Source organism: Acidovorax soli (genome assembly GCF_900107605.1).
Classification (GTDB): Bacteria; Pseudomonadota; Gammaproteobacteria; order Burkholderiales; family Burkholderiaceae_C; genus Acidovorax; species Acidovorax soli.
Genome location: NZ_FNQJ01000015.1, coordinates 19,156 through 39,640 on the forward strand (window position 1 = coordinate 19,156; position 20,485 = coordinate 39,640).

Consider the following 20,485-nt stretch of genomic DNA (forward strand, 5'->3'; position numbering starts at 1 on the left):
GTCTTCAAGCGAATGGCCCCGATTTTGCCTTTAGTACCTGATCGTCCCATTAAGGCCTGCCGCCCCGTGTGGCTGCCGTGCATGCCTGCTGCGTGCCCGCGCCACGGTGTGCGCAACCCCCTTTCCTGGCAGGGGGTTGCATGAGCACCGTTGCCCTGACCAGCGGCCTGGGCGCGCTGCCGTCCCGGTTTCGCCGCGAGCGCCTGCTGATCGTGGGCTATGGCGATGTGGGCCAGCGCGTGGCGTGCAATCTGCTCACCGGCCCGGGGGCGCAGCGCCTGCGTGTGCTGGCGCTCACCTCCCAGCCCGAACGCGTGGGCAGTCTGCGCGCGCAGGGGGTGATGCCGCTGGTGGGCAATCTGGACCACGCTGCCACGCTGCGCCGCCTGTCGGGCCTGGCCACGCGGGTGCTGCACCTGGCTCCGCCGCCGGGCGAGGGCGGTGGGGGCGCAGCCTGGTGGCGCGATCCGCGCACCCTGGCCCTGGCCCGGGCCTTGCGGTTGCGAAGCCTGCCCATGTCGCTGGTGTATGCCTCGACCAGCGGCGTGTATGGCGACTGTGCGGGCGCCCGCGTGCCCGAAACCCGCACCGTGGCACCCGGCACGCCCCGGGCCCAGCGCCGCGTGGATGCCGAACGTGCCGTGCGCCACCTGGGGCGCGCCGGGGTGCGTACCAGCATCCTGCGCATCCCCGGCATCTATGCGCCCGACCGCGAGGGCGGGACGCCCGAGGCGCGGCTGCGCAAGGGCACGCCCGTGCTGGTGGCGCAGGACGACGTGTACACCAACCACATCCACGCGGACGACCTGGCGCGCGCCTGCCTGGCGGCACTGTGGCGGGGCCGGCCGCAGCGGGTCTACAACGCCAGCGATGCCAGCGACATGAAGATGGGCGACTATTTCGACCTGGCGGCCGACCTGTATGGCCTGCCGCGCCCGCCCAGGGTGCCGCGCAGCACCGCGCAGGATGCGCTGCCGGTGATGCTGCTGAGTTTCATGAGCGAATCACGCAGGCTCGACAACCAGCGACTGCTGGGCGAACTGGGCCTGCGGCTGCGCTATCCCACCGTGGCAGCGGGGCTGCGCGCCTGACCTGCGCCGGGGTGGCGTTCAGCGCGGGTAGCTGTTGCCCTGGCTGTCGTAGCAGCGGAACACGTTGCACTGCGTGATTCTGCGCGGTGGCGGCGGTGGTGCGGGCCGGGTGTAGACCGGATGGCGCGGCGGCACCAGCACCACCGCAGGGGATGTCTCCACCCGGGCCGCGCGGGCCTTTTCCAGCTCGGCATAGGCCTCGGGGCCCAGGCAGTCCAGGTCCACCTGGCGCTGCGCGGTTTCGACGCGCAGGTTCTGGTCATAGCTGCCGCTGGCGCTGCTGACGACCACATCGAGGTTGCGGCGCGAGCGGGCGCAGTCGGCCGACCGTGCGTAGTCCTGCGGGCGTGTGGCCCGGCGATTTGCGCGCTCGGCCAGATCGCGTTCACGCCGCGCGTCGCGGTCGGCATCGATCTGCAGGGCGGCCGCTTCGGCCTGCCGTTGCTGCTGTTTGCGTGCCAGGGCCTCGGCCGCCTGGTCGCGCTCCAGCTGGATTTCCTGTGCGGTCTTGCGCGGCTCGACCTCGCGCACCGTGGCGGCGCCCGCGCAGGCACCGTCGGTGTAGGTGACCTGCCCGGTGCGCGCATCGGTGCAGCGCAGCACCTGGGCCTGCGCGGCGAGACACAGCAGCGCCACACCGGCGACCAGGCAGTTGCGCACCAGCGGCATGGCAGGTTCTTTCACAGGTTCTCCGTTTTCAGTTGTCCTGTCCGCGCGGGGCGTCGCTTCTCCCGCGGGGGTGGTCCGGGCGATTTTGCCGCGGGTTGCCATCCGGTGGTTGGCGCTCGTCATTGCGGCGCTGGCGCTGAGCCTGGTCACGGCGGGGCTCATCGCGCTGGGCCTGCACACCACGTTGGTACTGGTCGCGCTGGGCCTGGTCGCGCTGGGCTTGTTCACGGCGTGCCTGGTCGCGTTCGCGGTCCCGGCGGGCGTCCTGTTCGCGACGGGCATCCCGGTCGCGCAGGGCTTCGCGCTCGCGCTGGGCCCGCTCGCGTTCGCGCCAGTCATTGCGGTCGTCGTACCTGCGTCCGTAGTAGCCGGGCGGCGGGGCCACCGGGTAGCCGTACACGGCAGCAGGACTGCCATAGATGTAGGTGGACTGTTCGTACACGCCGTAGCCGATGGGCTGCGGCGTGTAGTAGGGGTCGCCAGGAACCACGGCGCAGCCCGTGGCCAGCGCGGTGAGCGCCAGGGCGGAAACAAGGCGGGCAGGTAGGTGTGTCATGGTGATCAGACTCTGGCGGTGCGCAACGCGTTCCGTGCGCTGCGTAAAGCCCTTGAAAAGCGCCCCGGCGGAACGTTACAAATTGGCGGGCCGGTACTCTCCATTAGACGCCCGAGGACGCCATTTGGTTGACCTGGCACCGCGGTCCCGCCGGTACCGCCCGCCTGCATGGCGTGGTGAAACCCGGGCGATCCCGGTCGGGGAGCCAGAAACAGCCTGGAAAAAGCTCTGTTTTATATAGCTGTCAGCGCTTTTGCGATAAGCGCTGGAGTCGATTTTATGGCGCATCGGCTCGATTCCCCAACTCTGCGGGCAACACCCGCCGGATGGCATCCGCCAGGTCTTCCACCATGAACCGGGCTACATGGCCGTCCGTGCCGAGGCCGCGCGCATGGTCTTCGTTGGCCGAGCCCGATAGCGGGCGGGATGATCGGCTGGTTGCCCCCGGGTGGTCTGGGCCGGACCCACCGGCCTTATGCTCTGCGCCTTTTCACCGATCCGCCGCAGCGCCCATGACCGACACCTCCGACACGCCCACCCCCGTTCAAGAACCCCGTCTGTGGAGCGACGGCCGCTGGACGGCGCGCGTCATCAAGAACGAGGACGACGATGGCTGGGCCGTGGCCATGACGCTGCACGGCGAGGCCGAGCCCGCGCTGGTGGGGCCGTGGACAATGGGGCGCGACAAGAAGAATCCCAAGCCGCTGGATGTATCGGCCTTCAACACCCTGGTGAAAACGGCCAGCGAGGTGCTGCGCCGCCACGAGCAGCAGCTGCATGCACAGCTCAACAAGAGCGTCATCATCACCGTGCAGGGCGAGCGCCTGCGAGTGGCCCTGGCCATCGTGCCCGACGAGGAGGGCGCCACCGCCACCCTGAGCGCGCAGAACGCCTTGGGCGAAGAACTGGCACGGGTGCCGGTGCCGCCCAGTTTCCAGCTCACCGCCGCCCGCGCCACGGCCTGGGCCGAGAGCGGGTTTGAGCGGCCGCGCTGAAAATTGTTTTTGTTGCCGGTCAACCAGGGGTGTTCGCGGCAGCTTGGTGCCGCATCCACCCACGCTGTTTTGCAGCGCGTGGCGGCGCCTTGGTTGCATGAAAAATCTGATGGCGCTACAGATTGTTTCCTTGCGAATGTGTGCTTGGCCGGGCCATGCAGGCAACGGAGGGCATGGCCGGTTCTTTCACATCCTCAGTCCAGGCTGAGCTTTTGCTTGGCCACCACATCCTTGTACACCGCCAGTTCCTCGCGCATCTGGCGGGCGAAGGCTTCGGGGGTGTCGGCCATGATGATGGAGCCGGTTTCCTCGATGCGCTTGCGGATCGCGGGGTCCTGCAGCACCTTGCGGGTGGCGGCATTGACCTTGTCCACGATGTCCCTGGGCAGGCCCTTGGGGCCGATGAGGCCGTAGTAGGCCATGCGATTCACGCTCTCCAGGCCCACTTCCTTGAAGGTGGGCACGTCGGGCAGCGCAGGCACGCGCTGCGGTGCGGCCACTACCAGGGCCGTGAGGCGCTTTTCCTTGATGAAGGGCAGGGCCGAGGGCAGGTTGTCGAAAATCAGCGGCACCTGGCCGGCCACGGCGTCGTTGAGGGCGGGGCCCGAGCCGCGGTAGGGCACATGCACCATGAAGGTCTGGGTGCTCAGCTTGAACATCTCCATCATCAGGTGCGTGATGCTGCCGTTGCCCGGCGAGGCGTAGGCGTACTTGCCGGGCTCCTTCTTCACGGCGGCCAGCATGCCCTTGTAGTCGCGGAAGGGCAGGTTGGGGTGGGCGGCGATCACATTGGGCGTGGCGGCAATGTTGATGATGGGCGCGAAGTCGGTGGCGACGTTGTACGGGATCTTGGGGTTGATGGCCGGATTGGTGGCCGTGGTGGACACGGTGGCCATGCCCAGGTTGTAGCCGTCGGGGTTGGCGCGTGCGGTTTCGGCTGCGCCAATGCTGCCGCCGCCGCCGCCCTTGTTCTCCACCACCACGGGCTGTCCCAGCTCGCGGCCCAGCGGTTCGGCCACGATGCGCGCGATCAGGTCGGTGGTGCCGCCTGCGGCAAAGGGCACGAGCAGGCGGATGGGCTTTTGCGGGTAGCCCTGTGCGTGGGCGGTAGTGCCGAAAATGGCGAGGATGCCCAGGACCAGGGCGCTGCGACGGATCATGCTTTTATCTCCTGTTGTTGAAATGAAATGGTGAAGCAGGGGTGGCGAAGAGGGGCGCGGCTGCGCCGTATTCAGAGAACCTTTTTCTCGCGCAGGACGGCAATGGCCTGCGCGCCCAGACCGAGTTCGGCCAGCACCTCATCGGTGTGCTGGCCCAGGGCCGGTGGGGCGTTGCGCAGCACGGGCGGGTTGCGCGAGAGGCGCAGCGGGCTGGCCACCGTGGCCACCTGCGCGATGCCGTCGCCCGCGTCGCGCGGCAGGCTCACGCGCAGGCCGCGTGCCTTCACCTGCGCATCGTCAAACGCCTGGGCAATGGTGTTGATGGGGCCGCAGGGCACGGCCTTGTCTTCGAGCAGTGTGATCCACGCGGCCGTGGTGCGTGTGCGGGTCACGGCCTCCATGGCGGGGATGAGGTCGGCGCGGTGCTGCACGCGCAGCGTGTTGGTGGCAAAGCGCGGGTCGGCGGCCCACTGGGGCTGCTCGGCCGCCGCGCAAAAGCGCTGGAACTGGCCGTCGTTGCCGATGGCCAGCAACATGTTGCCGTCGGCGGTGGGGAAGTCCTGGTAGGGCGCGAGGCTGGGGTGGCTGTTGCCCATGCGGCCGGGCGCCCTGCCGGTGGCCAGGAAGCCCGAGGCCTGGTTGGCCAGCACGGCCATGCCCACGTCGAGCAGCGCCATGTCGATGTGCTGGCCCTGGCCGGTGCCGTTGGTGGCGTTGTCGCGCACATGCAGCGCTGCCAGGATGGCGTTGCTCGCATACAGGCCGGTGAACAGGTCGATCACCGCCACGCCCACGCGCATGGGGCCGCCGCCGGGCTGGTCGTCGGCCTGTCCGGTGATGCTCATGAGGCCCGTCATGGCCTGCACCATGAGGTCGTAGCCGGCGCGTTCGGCATACGGCCCGTCCTGCCCGAAGCCGGTGACCGAGCAGTAGATGAGGCGCGGGTTCAGCGCGCGCAGGCTCTCATGGTCCAGGCCGTACTGCTTCAAACCGCCGACCTTGAAGTTCTCGACCACGATGTCGGCCTGCAGTGCCATCTGCTTGATGAGTGCCTGGCCTTCAGGCGTGGCCATGTCGATGGTTACCGAGCGCTTGTTGCGGTTGCAGGCCGTGAAATAGCTGGCCTGGTTGGTGTCGTTGCCGGCTTCGTCCTTCAGGAAGGGCGGACCCCACTGGCGTGTGTCATCGCCCAGGCCGGGGCGCTCCACCTTGACCACGTCCGCACCCAGGTCGGCCAGCATCTGGGTGCACCAGGGGCCGGCGAGCACGCGGGAAAGGTCGAGCACCTGGATGCCTGCCAGGGCGCCTTGAGGGGAGGGGATGGTGGTCATGGGTGTCAGTTACTATGAAATGAATAGCTGTCAGCGCTTGCTGACCAATCGCCAAAAGGCAAAAACACCGCAAGTGCGGTGTTTTTGTGCCGGACTGCAAACGCTCAGTTGGCGAACGCTGCGATGCCCGTCTGCGCGCGGCCCAGGATGAGCGCGTGCACATCGTGCGTGCCTTCATAGGTGTTCACCACCTCGAGGTTCACCAGGTGGCGTGCCACGCCGAACTCGTCGCTGATGCCGTTGCCGCCCATCATGTCGCGTGCCAGGCGGGCAATGTCCAGCGCCTTGCCGCAGTTGTTGCGCTTGATCAGCGAGGTGATCTCCACCACGTTCTGGTGCTCATCCTTCATGCGGCCCACGCGCAGTGCGGCCTGCAGGCCCAGGGTGATTTCGGTCTGCATGTCGGCCAGCTTTTTCTGGATGAGCTGGTTGGCGGCGAGAGGCCGGCCAAACTGCTTGCGGTCCAGCGTGTACTGGCGGGCCGTGTGCCAGCAGAACTCGGCGGCACCCAGCGCGCCCCAGGCGATGCCGAAGCGTGCGCTGTTCAGGCAGGTGAAGGGGCCCTTGAGGCCTTGCACTTCGGGGAAGGCGTTTTCTTCGGGCACGAACACGTCGTCCATCACGATTTCGCCGGTGATCGAGGCGCGCAGGCCCACCTTGCCGTGGATGGCGGGGGCCGTCAGGCCCTTCATGCCCTTTTCGAGCACAAAGCCGCGGATGGGGCCCACGGTGCCGCCTTCGGACACTTCCTTGGCCCAGACCACGAACACGTCGGCCACGGGGCTGTTGGTGATCCACATCTTGCTGCCCTTGAGCTTGTAGCCGCCGGCCGTCTTGTAGGCGCGCGTGGCCATGCTGCCGGGGTCGGAGCCGTGGTCGGGCTCGGTCAGGCCGAAGCAGCCAATCCACTCGCCGCTGGCCAGCTTGGGCAGGTATTTCTGCTTTTGCGCTTCGGTGCCGAATTCGTTGATGGGCACCATCACCAGCGAGCTTTGCACGCTGGCCATGGAGCGGTAGCCCGAGTCCACGCGCTCGATCTCGCGCGCCACCAGGCCGTAGCTCACGTAGTTCAGGCCGGCGCCGCCGTACTGCGTGGGAATGGTGGGGCCCAGCAGGCCCAGCTCGCCCATCTCGCGGAAGATGGTTACGTCGGTCTTTTCGTGGCGGAACATGTCCAGCACGCGCGGGGCCAGCTTGTCCTGGCAGTAGGCGCGGGCGGCGTCACGGATGGCGCGCTCGTCGTCGGTGAGCTGCTGGTCGAGCAGGAAAGGGTCATCCCATTGGAAAGCGGTGCGTGCCATGTGCGTGTCTCCAGATCAAACAAGAAAGAAGAGAGGAAAAGCAGAATTGATGGGAACGCATCGTAGGGTGCGGCCCGGTGTGCGGCAAGCGAGTTCTTTTCATCCAGAAATGCGTTTTTTGAATATATGGAATACTCCACTAAACGACCGCCGCACCGGAATGGCCCTTGAAAAGTTCCTGTTCATCATGCGCCGCAACATCCCCTCCACCCAGGCACTGGCCTGTTTCGAAGTCGCAGCCCGCCACGAGAGCTACACGCGCGCCGCGCAGGAGCTGTCGCTCACGCAAAGCGCTGTCTCGCGCCAGATCCAGGCGCTTGAAGAGTTCTTGGGCGTGCAGCTGTTCCGCCGCACACGCCACGGCGTGGTGCTGACGCCTGCGGGTGCGCACTATGGCCGCCAGGTCGCGCGCTGGCTGCAGGGGCTGGAGCGCGACACCCTCGACGTGATGGCGCACCAGGGCGAGGGCGGCACGATCACGCTGGCAGCCGTGCCCACGTTTGCCACGCGCTGGCTCATCCCGCGCCTGCCGCAACTGGCCCGGCAGCACCCCGACATCGTGGTGCACATCGAAACCCAAACGCGGCCCTTCCTGTTTGCCGACACCACGTTCGATGCCGCGCTGTATGCCGGCACACCCGAGCAGGTGGCCAACTGGCCTGGCGTGCAGGCGCTGCTGCTCATGCACGAGGATGTGGTTCCGGTGTGCTGCCCGCGCCTGCTGGAATCCGCCGCGCCGCGCGGCCGCGGCCGCGCGCACCAGCCCGTGTCGGCCGAGGCGCTGGCCGGGCTGCCGCTGCTGCAGCAAAGCACCCGGCCCTATGGCTGGCGGCAGTGGTTCGACGCCATGGGGGTGGACGCGCCCCATGCGCTGGACGGCCCGCGCTACGAGCTGTTCTCCATGCTTGCCGTGGCCGCCACGCATGGCATGGGCGTGGCGCTGATACCGCCCCTGCTGATCGAGGCCGAGCTGGCCAGCGGCGAACTGGTGGTGGCCTGCGCGCGTCCGCTGCGCGGCGAGCGCGGCTACTACCTCATCAGCCCCGCGCAGGCCCAGCCACCGGTACTGGCGGCGTTTGCGCAGTGGTTGCTGGGCATGGCGCAGGGGATTGCGCCGGGTGATGGGCCCGCGCCATGATGTGTGCAGCGCCGCTGCGCTTGCTGGCAGGCGCCCCGGTGCTGCACACCAGGTTTTCAGCGGGGGCGCTTGCGCTGCGCTGGCCATCGGTCTAATCTGGCGGCGTCAGTGGCATGTGGAACTGCCAGTTGGAGAACGACCATGACGAACACTTACCACGCAGCGCATTTCGACCCCACCGTGGACGAAATCGATGTACTCAAGCGGCTGGAGATGGGTGAACTCATCACCCAGGACGGCGCGCTCAGGGAGCACCTGTCGGGGCGGCTGCTGGAGTGGGGTCTCATCAGCAAGAACGCGGGCGGTGAAATGGCCATCACCCCCTCGGGGCGGCAATTGATCCGGCGCCAGGACAATTAGCGCCAGGAGCCGTTGCGCCGGCGCGGCGCAGATGCCGGGTGTGCGGCGCAGCACCAGCGCCCGCGGTGTCGGGTTGTCGGCCAGGTGGGATGTGGTGTGTGCGGCCCTGCGGTACAGCGGTGGGGTGCGCACAGTTTGGTGGGCGGATCTTTCCGCGCATCGACTTGCGGATCGCCGAAGCGGTCAGGAGCACGGGCGGCATGCGATGGCTGTGCGCTGCACAATCGCTCCGTTCTTTCCAACCCGTCCACCAAGGAAAATCCTTCATGAAACTGTTCATCAAGCCCGGCGCCTGTTCCCTGGCATCGCACATCGTGCTCGAAGAAACCGGCCTGCCGTACACGACCGAGGTGGTTAACCTCCAGACCAAGCAGACCGCCAGCGGCCAGGACTTCTGGGCCATCAACCCCAAGGGTTACGTGCCCGCACTGCAGCTGGACGACGGTACCCTGCTCACCGAAGGCCCGGCCATCGTCCAGTACCTGGCCGACCAGGTGCCCGCCAAACCCCTGGCCCCGGCCAACGGCACGCTGGCCCGCTACCAGCTGCAGGGCTGGCTCACGTTCATCGGCACCGAGCTGCACCGCAACTTCGGCGCCTTCTTCAACCCCGCCGGCACGCCCGAATGGAAAGAGGTCTCGCGCAGCAACCTGCAGCGGCGTTTTGCCTATGTCAACGACCAGCTCGCGGGCCGCGACCACCTGATGGGCGCCGACTTCAGCGTGGCCGACGCCTACCTCTTCACCGTTCTCGGTTGGACCGGCCACATCGGCCTCGACCTGGCGCCCTGGCCCAACCTGGTCGCCTTTCGCGCGCGGGTGGCAGCGCGTCCAGCGGTGCAGGCCGTGCTGAAGGACGAAGGCCTGGCCTGACGGATATGCCGCCACCGGCAAGGCTTTGTCGGGGTGACACGGGGCGGCGGTAGTATCCGGTAACAACTACACGCCACCCCTGCATGCCCAAGGTGGGTGCAACCTGCCGAATGGACAAGAAAAACCTCTCCGAAAGCGACATCTGCGACAAGTTCATCCGCCCGGCCATGGAGCGCGCCGGGTGGAACGGTCTGGACCAGATCTTTCGGGAGTACCCGTTGCGGGCAGGGCGCGTGGTGGTGCGCGGCAGCAAGGCCTACCGCGACAAAAGCTCGGTGCTGCGCGCCGACTACGCCCTGTTCTACAAGGCCAACATTCCCCTGGCGGTGGTCGAGGCCAAAGACAACCAGCACGCCGTCGGCGCGGGCATAAGCCAGGCGCTGAACTACGCCCAGCTGCTGGATGTGCCGTTCAGCTTTGCCAGCAATGGCGACGGCTTCGTGTTCCGCGATGCGACCCTGGCCACCGGCGTGCTGGAGAAGAATCTCACCCTCGAAGAATTCCCCTCGCCACAAGAGCTGTGGAACCGCTACTGCGCCTGGAAGGGCTGGTCCGCCGAAGAAAGCCGCGTGGCTGGTTTTGACTATGCCCCCCACAAGACCCCGCGCTACTACCAGCTCAACGCCGTCAACCGCGCGGTCGAGGCCATCGCTGCCGGGCAAAACCGCGTGCTGCTGGTCATGGCCACCGGCACCGGCAAAACCTACACCGCGTTCCAGATCATCTGGCGTCTGTGGAAGAGCGGCGCCAAAAAGCGCATCCTGTTCCTGGCCGACCGCAACATCCTCATCGACCAGACCATGGTCAACGACTTTCGCCCCTTCAAGGGCGCCATGGCCAAGCTCAGCCCTAACGCCAAGGGCGTGGAGCGGGTCGATGCGCAGGGCGTGGTGTCGGTCGAAGACGTGGCCCTGGCCGTCCACAAAACCACCAAGCTGGTGGACAAGAGCTACGAGATTTACCTGTCGCTCTACCAGGCCGTCACCGGCACCGAGGAAGAGCGCAACATCTACAAGCAGTTCAGCCCCGACTTCTTCGACCTCATCGTGGTGGACGAATGCCACCGGGGCAGCGCGGCCGAAGACTCCGCGTGGCGCGACATCCTCACCTACTTCGGCAGCGCCACGCAGATCGGCCTCACCGCCACGCCCAAGGAAACCAAGGACGTTTCCAGCACCGACTATTTCGGTGAGCCCGTCTATACCTACAGCCTCAAGCAAGGCATCGAAGACGGCTACCTGGCCCCGTACAAGGTCATCCGCGTCGATTTGGATAAGGACACCTTCGGCTGGCGCCCCACGGCAGGCATGGCCGACAAGCACGGCCACGCCATCGAAGACCGCATCTACACCGGCGCCGACATGAACCGCAAGCTGGTGCTGGAGCAGCGCGACGTGGCCGTGGCCGCCAAGATCACCGAATACCTCAAGGCCACCGACCGCTACGCCAGGACCATCGTCTTTTGCGAAGACATCGACCACGCCGCGCGCATGCGCCAGGCGCTCGCCAACGCCAACGCCGACCTGTGCGCCACCCAGCCCAAATACGTGGTGCAGATCACCGGCGACAACACCGAGGGCAAGCTGGAGCTCGACAACTTCATCGACCCCGAGAAAACCTACCCAGTGATTGCCACCACCTCCAAGCTCATGAGCACCGGGGTCGATGCCCAGACCTGCAAGCTCATCGTGCTGGACCAGGGCATCCAATCCATGACGCTGTTCAAGCAGATCATCGGCCGGGGCACCCGCCTGCGCGAAGACCTGGGCAAGACCTGGTTCACCATCCTCGACTTCAAGCGCGCCACCGAACTGTTTGCCGATAAAGACTTTGACGGCGAGCCCGTGCAAATCTACGAACCCGGCAGCGGCGAGCCCGTGGCGCCGCCCGAGCCACCCTTGGGCTCAGACCTATCCCACCCCGTTCCGCCTGAGCTTGCCGAAGGCCAGCCCCTGGGGCCCTTTGCCGGCAACGGCGCCGCCGACGGCCCCAAAAAATACATCCTCGGCAACAACGTCACCGTGGCCGTGGCCCGTGAGCGCGTGCAGTACCTCAACGCCCAGGGCCAGCTCATCACCGAAAGCCTGCGCGACTACACCCGCATCAACCTGCGCAAGCAATACGAATCGCTCGACCAGTTCCTGCAGGCCTGGCAGCAGGCCGACCGCAAGGCCGCACTGCTGCAAGAGCTCGAAGGGCAGGGCGTGCTGCTGGAAGCCCTGGCCGACGAGGTGGCACACACAGGCATGGTGGACCTCGACCCGTTCGACCTGCTGCTGCATGTCGCCTACGACCAGCCCCCGCTCACCCGCAGCGAGCGCGCCCGCCGCGTGCAAAAGCGCAACGTCTTCACCCAATACGGCCCCGTGGCCCGCAAGGTGCTGGAGGCCCTGCTCGACAAATATGCCGATGAAGGCATCGCCACCATCGAGAGCAACGAAGTCTTCAAGCTCCAGCCCTTCACCGACCTGGGCAGCCCCGTGGAGCTGGTGCGCAGCTTTGGCGGCCGTCCCCAATACCTGAGCGCTCTGCAAACCCTGGAGCGCGAGCTGTACGCTACGCACCCGGCCGCCTGACTGTGGCTGCCAAAAACTTCTTTTTTGATAGCTGTTAGCGCTTGATTTGTAAGCGCTAGAGCCATTTTTGTTCAAATTCTGCACCCCATGTCCAACCTCACCCCCGTCATCAAATCCATCCAGGACATCATGCGCCAGGACTCCGGCGTCGATGGTGACGCCCAGCGCATCAGCCAGCTCACCTGGCTGCTGTTCCTCAAGGTGTTTGATGCGCTCGAAGAAGAGCTGGAGCTGACGCGCGACCACTACCAAAGCCCCATCCCCGAGGCCATGCGCTGGCGCCACTGGGCGGCGGACCCCGAGGGCATCACCGGCGAGGTGCTGCTCGACTTTGTGGACAACCAGCTCTTCGCCACCCTCAAGAGCCTCAGCGCCGACCCTGTGCGCAACCCGCGCGGCTACGTGGTGCGCGGCGTGTTTGAAGACGCCTACAACTACATGAAAAGCGGCCACCTGCTGCGCCAGGTGGTCAACAAGCTCAACGGCATCGACTTCAACCGCCAGGCCGAGCGCCACCAGTTCAACGACCTGTACGAAAAAATCCTCAAGGATCTGCAGAGCGCAGGCAACGCGGGCGAGTTCTACACCCCCCGCGCCGTCACCCAGTTCATGGTGGACATGCTCAACCCGCAGCTGGGCGAGGTGGTGCTCGACCCCGCCACCGGTACCGGCGGCTTCCTCGTCTGCGCCATCGAGCACCTGCGCAAGCAGGTCCACAACGCAGGCCAGGAGGCCGTGCTGCAAAACAGCATTCGTGGCGTCGAGAAAAAGCAGATGCCCCACATGCTCTGCGTGACCAACCTGCTGCTGCATGGCATCGAGGTGCCCAGCAACATCCGCCACGACAACACCCTGGCACGCCCCCTGCGCGATTACACCGCCGCCGACCGCGTGGACGTGGTGCTCACCAACCCGCCCTTTGGCGGCGTGGAAGAGCCCGGCATCGAGCAAGGCTACCCCGCCGACGTGCGCACCAAGGAAACGGCCGACCTGTTCCTCGTGCTCATCAAGCACATCCTCAAGACCAACGGCCGCGCCGCCCTGGTGCTGCCCGACGGCACCCTGTTTGGCGAAGGCGTCAAAAGCCGCATCAAAGAGCAACTGCTGGCCGAGTGCAACCTGCACACCATCGTGCGCCTGCCCAACGGCGTGTTCGCGCCCTACACCGGCATCAAGACCAACCTGCTGTTCTTCACCAAGGGCCAGCCCACGCAGCATGTCTGGTACTACGAGCACCCCTATCCGCCGGGCGTCAAAAACTACAACAAGACCAAGCCCATCCGCATCGAAGAGTTCGACGCCGAGAAAGCCTGGTGGGGCAGCGAGGCCGACGGCTTTGCCGCCCGCGTGGAAAACGAACGCGCCTGGAAGGTCAGCATCGACACCATCCGCGCCGCCAACTGGAACCTCGACCAGAAGAACCCGCATGTGGGCGAGCAGCAGAGCCACGACCCCGAGGTGCTGCTGGCCGACTACGCCCGCCTGCAGGCCGAGGCCCAGGCCCTGCGCGACGAGCTCAAGGGCATCCTCGCCCAGTCTTTGACCAAAACGGCCGATGGTGCTGCCGACTAAGCGCTAATAGCTATAAAAAATAGAGCAATTTTCACGGCACCTCAGGCCACGGTTGGCAACGTGGAGCACTGGACATTCATCTGTTGAAGTGCACAATACGTTTTCCAATAGAAAACAATCGTTTCTTCTTTGAAAACACATTCCACACTTGCAGAACTGCTGTTCCCCAACCAGTACCGGCGCAAGGTGCTGGCGCTGCTCTTGATGCAGCCCGAACAGAAAAGGCACCTGCGCGAGCTGGCCCGCCAGACGCAGGCCGCCCCCGGCACCCTGAAAAAAGAGCTGGACGCGCTGTGCCATGTCGGCCTGCTCACCAGCGAGCGCGTGGGCAACCAGGTGCAGTTTCAGGCCAACCAGGGCCACCCCGTGTTTGCCGAGCTGCAGGCCCTCATCCGCAAAACCACCGGCCTGGCCGATGTGCTGCGCCAGGCCCTGCAGCCGCTGGGCGAGCAGGTAGAGCTGGCCTTTGTGTTCGGCTCCATGGCCAGCGGCAGCGCCCACGCGGGCAGCGATGTCGATTTGCTGGTGGTGGGCCGCGCCAGCTTTGCCCAGGTGGTCGAGGCCACCTACGCCGCCCAGGCCCCGCTGGGGCGCGAGATCAACCCCAAGGTCATGACCGCTGCCGAATGGGCCCGCCAACGCGCCGAAGGCCAGCCCTTTGTGCAAGAGCTGCTGGCCAAGCCGAAAGTGATGCTGATCGGAACCCTCGATGCCTGAAGAAGAACTGAACAACCTGGCGCGCATCGGCATGCTCGACAAAGTGCCGTTTTCCGCCGCCCTGCTGCACAAAATGCTGGCCACCGCCCGCACCCGCCTGCAAGACGCGCAGCGCGTGGGCAACAGCCCCGAGACGCGCTTCGACTGCGCCTACACCGCCATCCGCGCCGTGGCCGATGCCGCCTTGCACGCCCAGGGCTGGCGCACCTCCACCAGCAAGCCCGGCCACCACCAGACCACCCTGCAGTGCCTCACGCACACCCTGGGCGTCAGCCCCGCCACCGTGCGCGTGCTCGACGCCCTGCGCAAGCAGCGCAACCTGAGCGACTACGACGGCGAACTGGTCACCGAACAGGCCCTGCACGAGTGCCTGCAACAGGCCCAAACCCTGTTGCAACGGGCGGAGCAACAGCTGGCCCCATTGATGAACAAAACCGCCTCTGGCGCTTGAGGAGCAGGCGCATGCTGCTATCCAATTTGGACCTGCTGGCCACCGCACCCGGTGGCGTCGCCCGCCTGCGCGAGCTGATTCTGACCCTGGCCGTGCAAGGCAAGCTGGTGCCGCAAGACCCGGCGGATGAGCCTGCGAGCGTGCTGCTGCAGAAGATTCGGGCGGAGAAGGACCGGTTGATTGCCGAGGGCAAGATCAAGCGGGACAAGCCGCTGGCGGAGATTGGGGAGGAGGAAAAGCCGTTTGAGTTGCCGGTGGGGTGGTCGTTTTGCCGACTTGGTGATTTGCTGCTTTCCATTCGAAGCGGCGGCACACCAAGCAAACAAAACCCCGCCTACTGGGACGGAGATATCCCATGGGCGAGCGTTAAAGACTTGGGATTCGGTGAGACGCTTACGGATACCCAAGACCGGATAACCGGTGAAGGCCTTCAAGCCGGTTCGCAACTGGCAACGGCTGGTTCGATTTTGATTTGTACGCGCATGGGGCTTGGGAAAATTGGCGAGGCACTGATTGACGTTGCTATCAACCAAGATTTGAAAGCTGTGCAGCTTGGAGCCGGCGTTCACAAGCAGTACTTCATCAACTATTTCAAAACGCTATCGGTGGTTGGTTCTGGAATGACCGTCGCTGGAATCAAGCAGGATGAGTTGCTCGGCTTCGTCGTGCCACTTCCGTCTGAAGCCGAACAATCCCGCATCGTCGCCCGCGTCGAAGAACTCATGCGCCTGTGCGATGCGCTGCAGGCCAAGGCCCAGCTGGAGGCCACGCAACACGCCCAGCTGGTCAGCACCCTGCTGGGCACGCTCACCGCCAGCACCACGCCCGAGGAGCTGGCCGCCAACTGGCAGCGCGTGGCCCAGCACTTCGACCTGCTGCTGGACCGCCCCGAAGCCATCGACGCTCTGGATCAAACCCTGCTGCAACTGGCCGTGCGCGGCCTGCTCGTGCCCCAAGACCCCACCGATGAACCCGCCAGCGTTCTGCTGCAAAAGATCCGCGCCGAAAAAGACCGCCTCATCGCCGCAGGCCAGATCAAACGCGACAAGCCCCTGCCGCCCATCACCGACGAGGAAAAACCGTTTGAGTTGCCGGTGGGGTGGGAGTGGGTGAGGCTGCAACAGGCGTATGACGTACGCGACGGAACGCACGATACCCCCAAATATCAGTCCACGGGATTTCCGCTTGTAACAAGCAAGAATCTCTATGGGGGGGTGCTTGATTTATCAGACGTAAAGCTGATTTCGCCTGCTGATCACGAACAGATATCTGCTCGTTCCAGAGTTGATCGCGACGATATTCTCTTTGCAATGATTGGCAGCATTGGAAATCCCGTCATTGTTGATATAGATACAGAGTTCAGCGTAAAAAACGTCGCGCTATTCAAGTATTACGCGGCCGCCTTGTCCTGCCCCAAGTACCTTTTGCTTGTGTTGCAGGCTGAAGCGGCGGGGATGAAAGAACGTGCTGCTGGTGGCGTGCAATCTTTCATTTCGTTGGGGCAACTTCGCTCATCCGTGGTTGCTCTTCCTCCTCTCTCCGAACAGTCCCGCATCGTCAACCGTGTCACTGCCCTGCGCCGCCTGTGCTCCGACCTGCGCCAGCGCCTGGCCGAACGCCAGTCCGTGCAGGCCCGTCTGGCCGAGGCGCTGGTGGCTTCTGTGGCGTGACGATCCCATCCTCCATATAAATTACCATAATGGTAAAAATTTTCGTCCTTTCGGAGTACAGTCTGAATCCTCCCGAGGACGGGCAGGGGCGCGTCAAGATCGCGAACGGGCCGCTGTACGAGCTGCAGCTGGTGCAGACCTTGGCACGTGATGAGAGCCGAATCAACGCCTGGACGGAGAAGTGCCGCAAGGATGTGCGCAAGTGGTTTGACGATGACTTGGAGCGCGTGGGTGATTTGATCTCGGTGCTGAAGCCGGGGGATTACATCGACTCGGAATGGTGCGAAAACGGCAAGGGTGCCTGGGCGGCCTGTGACGCCTATAGCATCAGCTTGGTAGAGACCGCTCCGGCGACGGGGCGGCCTGTTCGGATGGAATATTTTTTGAAGTTTGCTGTGAGCAAGACCGGGGCCTTGGTCCTGATCGTGTCTTGCCACGCTTGAAAGGAGTGCCTCGATGAGCGCACAAGAACTGTGCCCCATTTGCGGTGAAGGCCATGTCTTCGCATCGGTGCAGATGGTGGAGAGTGAGTACAAGGGCCACAAGGCAAACCTGCCCTTGCATTACAAGCAGTGCGACACCTGCACGTCTGATTTTGCTGGGATGGCCGAAAGCAAGCTGAACAAGCGTGTCCTGATGGCATTTCGCAAGCAGGTGGATGGGTTGCTGACCGGTGAGGAGATCACCGCGCTACGCAAACAGTACCAACTCACCCAGGCCCAGGCGGCCAGGCTGTTTGGCGGCGGCCCAGTGGCGTTCAGCAAGTACGAAAACGGCGATGTGGCCCAGTCAGAGGCGATGGACACCTTGCTGCGTCTTGTGCGCCGCAGCCCTGAAACTTTTTGGGCGCTGGTCGAAGAGAAGGGTATGCAGGGCGAGTTCACGCAGCAGCGCAAGCCGGTGCACGTGGGCGCCAAGCTGGTCAGTCTGACGGCCGTTCGTGCAGAGTTGGAGCGGACCGAACCGCGCTACAGCCCTAGGCCATTCCGCCGATTCACCCATGGTGAGGCGTCATGTCAGAACTAAGCGTACCTCGCCCCGTGCTACGGACCTTCCGCGTTCTGGCCTTCTCAGGCCAGAACAAGGGGGATGCTGCCGGCATGCAGATGCAGATGCAGATGCAGATGCAGATGAACTTGCAACAGGAAATTGACTTGGCCTTGGCCGTACCCATCGTTGCAGGGGCGGGGCTGATGTTGGGAGTCATGATCAAGCTGCAGGCCACGGCAGCGAATCCGCAGGACGTCACCGATGTGGCCACATTTTCCGGTGAGTACGAAGCAAAGTTTTTCTATTCGAGCGAGGTTTCGGAAAAGTCGGTTGCGCCTCTGCTGGAAGACAACGATTACCAGTACGTACTTGTGGCCCAGGCATATCCGCTGGCAATGACGCATTTCCGGCGAGAGCTTCAGGCCATGGGACTGGATGCACGGGAGTTGCCGCTGGGGTTGGCCTAGGTTCTCTTGAACATCGCATGACGGCAACCTGTTGGCTCCAGTCCGACTTGTTTGTCGGTACTATCGATCCCGGCCGCAGCAACGGCGTTCCTCACATTTCCACCAAACAGGTTGCGGGGCTTGTCTTTGCATTGCCTCCCCTCGCCGAACAAGTCCGCATCGTCGCCCGCGTCGAAGCCCTGCGCCGCCTGTGCGCCGACCTGCGTCAGCGGCTGAGCGCCGGGCAGGCCACGCAGGCGCGTCTGGCCGAGGCGCTGCTTCAGGCCGCCTGAAGGCCTGGCACGCGCGGCGGCTGTGCGCCGCGCGCAGGTGCATGCGGCCCGGCACCGACTGCTCAGTCGTCGTGCCGCTTCCCGTGCTTGCCCCCATGGCCGCGGCCGCGCCAGCCGCGGTTGCCTTGGTCGTCATCGTCGTCACGCTCGCGCTGGATGTAGACGGGCCGCGGGGCCACGTAGACGGGTTGCGGCGCATACACCGGGGCCGGCTGGACATAGACCGGCGCGGGGGCATACACGGGGGCCACCGGTACGACCGCCACGCCGGGCAAGTTCACACCGATACCCACGCTGACATTGGTGCCGGCGCTGGCGGCGGCACTGAGGAGGAACAGGGCGCCGCCGATCAGGCCGCTGGCAGAGATTCGATTCATTTTCATTCGCTCTTTCATTCTTGTGCGGGAAACCGCAGCGTCAGTCAATCAGCACGTCGATGCTGCGGACGCATCCGCGCCCCCAGCCGTCCTGGGACCATAACTGAACAACGGCGGGCCGAAGGGCCGCGTTGACGCGCGGGGTGTAACCAACTGCACAGCTGCGCGCGGGCGCGAAAAAACCCGCAATGCCGGCGGGCATGCGGGTTGCTGGGGCTCATGGCGCTGACGGCCAGAGCCATCTGACAAGGTCAGATGGTGCCCGGGGCCGGAATCGAACCGGCACGCCTTGCGGCGGGGGATTTTGAGATTGAGTCCCGAGACTAGCATGAGACTACGCTGGAACCCGCAAAGGCTTGCTGCGCTTGGTTTTCCGGGGAGTTAGTCCCGTTTAGCCTTACGCCTAGACCAGACCGATTGCGGCAGACATTCCGATGCCGTGGCTCCTGGCTGGTTCCTGCGTTCGATCCCGAACTAGGAGGCGTCATGGCCAAGATCAAACTCACCAAATCCGCTGTCGATACGGCAGAAGTCACCGGCAAGGACTACGAATTGCGGGACACCATTGTCCCCGGCTTTCTCTGCAAAGTCACTGCCCACGGCCGCAAGGTCTTCATGCTCCAGTACCGCACGAACTGGGGCGAGCGCCGCAAGCCGAAGATCGGCCAGTTCGGCGAGCTGACCGTCGAGCAGGCGCGGTCGATCGCACAGGACTGGCTGGCCGACGTGCGCAAGGGCGACGACCCCAGCGCCGCCAAGCTGGCCGCGCGCATGGCCCCGACGGTCAAGGAACTGTGCGGGCAGTTCATCGAGGAATACTCCAAGCCGCGCAACAAGCCCCGGACGGTCGATTCCTACCAAGGCTACATCGACCGCCACATCCTGCCCGCCCTGGGCAAGCTCAAGGTGCCGGACGTAGCGCGGACGCACATCACCACGCTGATGAAGGACAAGGCGAAGATCGGCGTCACGGCCAATCGGGTTCTGGCCTGTCTGCGCAAGATGTTCAATATGGCCGAGGTGTGGGGCTATAGGCCCGACGGCTCCAATCCGTGCCGTCACGTCCCCAAGTACCGCGAGGACGGCGAGACGCGGTACATCAACAACGAGGAACTGGGGCGGCTCTATGCTTACCTCGACCGTGCGGATGCCCAGGGGCTGGAGCATCCGACCGTGACGCTGGCGGTTCGCCTGCAATTCGAGTTTTCCGCGCGGATGACCGAAATCCGCACGCTCGAATGGGCTTGGGTCGATTTCGAGAATCGCCGAGTCGTCTGGCCTGACAGCAAAACGGGCGATATGTCCAAGCCGATGAGCGAGGCGGCGTACCAGTTGCTGCTCAATGCGCCCCGCATCGACAGCTCGCCTTACGTGTGTCCGGCCATCTTTGATGCCAAGAAGCCATTGCCGGACAGTACGTACTACAACGGCTGGAAGCGCATCCTGGGCCGCGCAGAGGTAGCGCATGTCGGGACGCACGGCATCCGCCATCGCGCAGCGACCGACATTGCCAACTCCGGTATTCCCATCAAGGTCGGCATGGCGCTGACTGCGCACAAGACCGTCACGCAGTTCATGGCGTATGTCCATGCGGAGGATGACCCGGTGCGGGCCGCTGCCGAGAAGGTGGCCACCCTGCGCCGGGGCGCCATCGACGGCCAGGCCCAAGCTGCGCCGATCCTGGCGCCGACCGCCTCAGCTCCGGCTATCGCGGACGGAGAAAAGACCCGTACAAGCCAGGGCAACTATCGCCCGTATCGCCATCGCAAGAGTCCAACGCGCGCTGTGCCGCCCGGTACGAAGCGGGCCGGATCGCCGCCAACGAAGGCGCCGGAAACGTCCATCGCGTGAATCGCGGGCGTCAGGCCTGCCGCCGCGCTGTCGCGACAGGCCGGGCATCCCGCCCCGCTGTTCCTTTGT

General features: G+C 65.0%; 21 protein-coding genes. 15 read left to right on the forward strand and 6 right to left on the reverse strand.

All coding sequences use genetic code 11. From position 1 onward, the window contains the following. Nucleotides 1-140: 140 nt before the first annotated feature. Nucleotides 141-1,091 (forward strand): NAD-dependent epimerase/dehydratase family protein, encoded by a 951-nt coding sequence (locus tag BLW02_RS11150; RefSeq protein WP_092698568.1) that lies wholly within the window; start codon nucleotides 141-143, stop codon nucleotides 1,089-1,091. Nucleotides 1,092-1,109: 18 nt separating this feature from the next. Here BLW02_RS11150 and BLW02_RS11155 read toward each other — a convergent pair whose 3' ends face one another. Next, on the reverse strand, nucleotides 1,110-1,775 hold the full coding sequence (locus BLW02_RS11155; protein WP_342029667.1) for a DUF4124 domain-containing protein: 666 nt from the start codon (nucleotides 1,773-1,775) through the stop codon (nucleotides 1,110-1,112). 13 nt (nucleotides 1,776-1,788) lie between these two features. Continuing rightward, nucleotides 1,789-2,316: a hypothetical protein gene (locus tag BLW02_RS11160; protein WP_092698573.1), complete on the reverse strand. Its 528-nt coding sequence runs from the start codon at nucleotides 2,314-2,316 to the stop codon at nucleotides 1,789-1,791. A gap of 512 nt (nucleotides 2,317-2,828) precedes the next feature. Between BLW02_RS11160 and BLW02_RS11165 the strand changes: the two genes are divergently transcribed. Continuing rightward, on the forward strand, nucleotides 2,829-3,311 hold the full coding sequence (locus tag BLW02_RS11165; protein ID WP_092698575.1) for a hypothetical protein: 483 nt from the start codon (nucleotides 2,829-2,831) through the stop codon (nucleotides 3,309-3,311). Nucleotides 3,312-3,505: 194 nt separating this feature from the next. Here BLW02_RS11165 and BLW02_RS11170 read toward each other — a convergent pair whose 3' ends face one another. The 3 genes from BLW02_RS11170 to BLW02_RS11180 all read right to left on the reverse strand — a co-directional run bounded on the left by BLW02_RS11170 (nucleotide 3,506) and on the right by BLW02_RS11180 (nucleotide 7,103). Then, nucleotides 3,506-4,471, reverse strand: a complete 966-nt coding sequence (locus tag BLW02_RS11170) for a tripartite tricarboxylate transporter substrate binding protein BugE (protein ID WP_092698577.1) — start codon at nucleotides 4,469-4,471, stop codon at nucleotides 3,506-3,508. Between the two features lie 71 nt (nucleotides 4,472-4,542). After that, nucleotides 4,543-5,802, reverse strand: a complete 1,260-nt coding sequence (locus BLW02_RS11175; protein ID WP_092698579.1) for a CaiB/BaiF CoA transferase family protein — start codon at nucleotides 5,800-5,802, stop codon at nucleotides 4,543-4,545. 104 nt (nucleotides 5,803-5,906) lie between these two features. After that, nucleotides 5,907-7,103, reverse strand: a complete 1,197-nt coding sequence (locus BLW02_RS11180) for an acyl-CoA dehydrogenase (protein ID WP_092698581.1) — start codon at nucleotides 7,101-7,103, stop codon at nucleotides 5,907-5,909. A gap of 187 nt (nucleotides 7,104-7,290) precedes the next feature. On the opposite strand from BLW02_RS11180, the gene BLW02_RS11185 reads away from it, so the two are divergent. The 12 genes from BLW02_RS11185 to BLW02_RS19660 all read left to right on the forward strand — a co-directional run bounded on the left by BLW02_RS11185 (nucleotide 7,291) and on the right by BLW02_RS19660 (nucleotide 18,188). Continuing rightward, a complete protein-coding gene (locus BLW02_RS11185) occupies nucleotides 7,291-8,241 on the forward strand; it encodes a LysR substrate-binding domain-containing protein (protein ID WP_092698698.1) in 951 nt (316 codons plus the stop codon). Nucleotides 8,242-8,382: 141 nt separating this feature from the next. Next, nucleotides 8,383-8,601: a hypothetical protein gene (locus tag BLW02_RS11190; protein ID WP_026434562.1), complete on the forward strand. Its 219-nt coding sequence runs from the start codon at nucleotides 8,383-8,385 to the stop codon at nucleotides 8,599-8,601. 266 nt (nucleotides 8,602-8,867) lie between these two features. Then, entirely contained in the window at nucleotides 8,868-9,473 is a 606-nt protein-coding gene (gene gstA / locus BLW02_RS11195; RefSeq protein WP_092698583.1) for a glutathione transferase GstA, read from the forward strand. A gap of 110 nt (nucleotides 9,474-9,583) precedes the next feature. Beyond that, nucleotides 9,584-12,049, forward strand: coding sequence for an EcoAI/FtnUII family type I restriction enzme subunit R (hsdR, locus tag BLW02_RS11200; RefSeq protein ID WP_092698585.1), 2,466 nt, complete (start codon nucleotides 9,584-9,586; stop codon nucleotides 12,047-12,049). Nucleotides 12,050-12,136: 87 nt separating this feature from the next. Beyond that, entirely contained in the window at nucleotides 12,137-13,621 is a 1,485-nt protein-coding gene (locus BLW02_RS11205) for a type I restriction-modification system subunit M (RefSeq protein ID WP_092698587.1), read from the forward strand. Between the two features lie 129 nt (nucleotides 13,622-13,750). Then, complete coding sequence (locus BLW02_RS11210) at nucleotides 13,751-14,338, forward strand: nucleotidyltransferase domain-containing protein (protein ID WP_092698589.1); 588 nt, start codon at nucleotides 13,751-13,753, stop codon at nucleotides 14,336-14,338. Next, nucleotides 14,331-14,789 carry a hypothetical protein gene (locus tag BLW02_RS11215; protein ID WP_092698591.1) on the forward strand — a complete coding sequence of 153 codons (459 nt, stop codon included), beginning with the start codon at nucleotides 14,331-14,333 and terminating at the stop codon, nucleotides 14,787-14,789. The genes BLW02_RS11210 and BLW02_RS11215 overlap by 8 nt, the downstream gene beginning before the upstream one ends. Nucleotides 14,790-14,800: 11 nt before the next feature. After that, entirely contained in the window at nucleotides 14,801-16,459 is a 1,659-nt protein-coding gene (locus tag BLW02_RS11220) for a restriction endonuclease subunit S (protein WP_092698593.1), read from the forward strand. A gap of 29 nt (nucleotides 16,460-16,488) precedes the next feature. Further along, nucleotides 16,489-16,902 (forward strand): hypothetical protein, encoded by a 414-nt coding sequence (locus BLW02_RS11225; protein WP_092698595.1) that lies wholly within the window; start codon nucleotides 16,489-16,491, stop codon nucleotides 16,900-16,902. Nucleotides 16,903-16,915: 13 nt separating this feature from the next. Continuing rightward, on the forward strand, nucleotides 16,916-17,485 hold the full coding sequence (locus BLW02_RS11230; RefSeq protein WP_092698597.1) for a type II toxin-antitoxin system MqsA family antitoxin: 570 nt from the start codon (nucleotides 16,916-16,918) through the stop codon (nucleotides 17,483-17,485). A 14-nt stretch (nucleotides 17,486-17,499) separates the two neighbouring features. Further along, on the forward strand, nucleotides 17,500-17,916 hold the full coding sequence (locus BLW02_RS11235; RefSeq protein WP_092698599.1) for a hypothetical protein: 417 nt from the start codon (nucleotides 17,500-17,502) through the stop codon (nucleotides 17,914-17,916). A 17-nt stretch (nucleotides 17,917-17,933) separates the two neighbouring features. Beyond that, the gene (locus BLW02_RS19660; protein WP_139285363.1) at nucleotides 17,934-18,188 is read left to right on the forward strand and encodes a restriction endonuclease subunit S domain-containing protein; all 255 of its coding nucleotides are present in this window, start codon (nucleotides 17,934-17,936) and stop codon (nucleotides 18,186-18,188) included. 62 nt (nucleotides 18,189-18,250) lie between these two features. Here BLW02_RS19660 and BLW02_RS11240 read toward each other — a convergent pair whose 3' ends face one another. After that, entirely contained in the window at nucleotides 18,251-18,565 is a 315-nt protein-coding gene (locus BLW02_RS11240) for a hypothetical protein (RefSeq protein WP_092698700.1), read from the reverse strand. A 486-nt stretch (nucleotides 18,566-19,051) separates the two neighbouring features. On the opposite strand from BLW02_RS11240, the gene BLW02_RS11245 reads away from it, so the two are divergent. Next, entirely contained in the window at nucleotides 19,052-20,416 is a 1,365-nt protein-coding gene (locus BLW02_RS11245; protein WP_092698601.1) for a tyrosine-type recombinase/integrase, read from the forward strand. Nucleotides 20,417-20,485 lie beyond the last annotated feature (69 nt).

Bases quoted from the DNA above. Each gene is read 5' to 3' on its own strand.
- BLW02_RS11150 (WP_092698568.1), top strand. From the start codon at position 141: ATGAGCACCGTTGCCCTGACCAGCGGCCTGGGCGCGCTGCCGTCCCGG.
- BLW02_RS11160 (WP_092698573.1), bottom strand. From the start codon at position 2,316: ATGACACACCTACCTGCCCGCCTTGTTTCCGCCCTGGCGCTCACCGCG.
- BLW02_RS11165 (WP_092698575.1), top strand. From the start codon at position 2,829: ATGACCGACACCTCCGACACGCCCACCCCCGTTCAAGAACCCCGTCTG.
- BLW02_RS11170 (WP_092698577.1), bottom strand. From the start codon at position 4,471: ATGATCCGTCGCAGCGCCCTGGTCCTGGGCATCCTCGCCATTTTCGGC.
- BLW02_RS11175 (WP_092698579.1), bottom strand. From the start codon at position 5,802: ATGACCACCATCCCCTCCCCTCAAGGCGCCCTGGCAGGCATCCAGGTG.
- BLW02_RS11180 (WP_092698581.1), bottom strand. From the start codon at position 7,103: ATGGCACGCACCGCTTTCCAATGGGATGACCCTTTCCTGCTCGACCAG.
- BLW02_RS11185 (WP_092698698.1), top strand. From the start codon at position 7,291: ATGCGCCGCAACATCCCCTCCACCCAGGCACTGGCCTGTTTCGAAGTC.
- BLW02_RS11190 (WP_026434562.1), top strand. From the start codon at position 8,383: ATGACGAACACTTACCACGCAGCGCATTTCGACCCCACCGTGGACGAA.
- gstA (WP_092698583.1), top strand. From the start codon at position 8,868: ATGAAACTGTTCATCAAGCCCGGCGCCTGTTCCCTGGCATCGCACATC.
- hsdR (WP_092698585.1), top strand. From the start codon at position 9,584: ATGGACAAGAAAAACCTCTCCGAAAGCGACATCTGCGACAAGTTCATC.
- BLW02_RS11205 (WP_092698587.1), top strand. From the start codon at position 12,137: ATGTCCAACCTCACCCCCGTCATCAAATCCATCCAGGACATCATGCGC.
- BLW02_RS11215 (WP_092698591.1), top strand. From the start codon at position 14,331: ATGCCTGAAGAAGAACTGAACAACCTGGCGCGCATCGGCATGCTCGAC.
- BLW02_RS11220 (WP_092698593.1), top strand. From the start codon at position 14,801: ATGCTGCTATCCAATTTGGACCTGCTGGCCACCGCACCCGGTGGCGTC.
- BLW02_RS11225 (WP_092698595.1), top strand. From the start codon at position 16,489: ATGGTAAAAATTTTCGTCCTTTCGGAGTACAGTCTGAATCCTCCCGAG.
- BLW02_RS11230 (WP_092698597.1), top strand. From the start codon at position 16,916: ATGAGCGCACAAGAACTGTGCCCCATTTGCGGTGAAGGCCATGTCTTC.
- BLW02_RS19660 (WP_139285363.1), top strand. From the start codon at position 17,934: ATGACGGCAACCTGTTGGCTCCAGTCCGACTTGTTTGTCGGTACTATC.
- BLW02_RS11240 (WP_092698700.1), bottom strand. From the start codon at position 18,565: ATGAATCGAATCTCTGCCAGCGGCCTGATCGGCGGCGCCCTGTTCCTC.
- BLW02_RS11245 (WP_092698601.1), top strand. From the start codon at position 19,052: ATGGCCAAGATCAAACTCACCAAATCCGCTGTCGATACGGCAGAAGTC.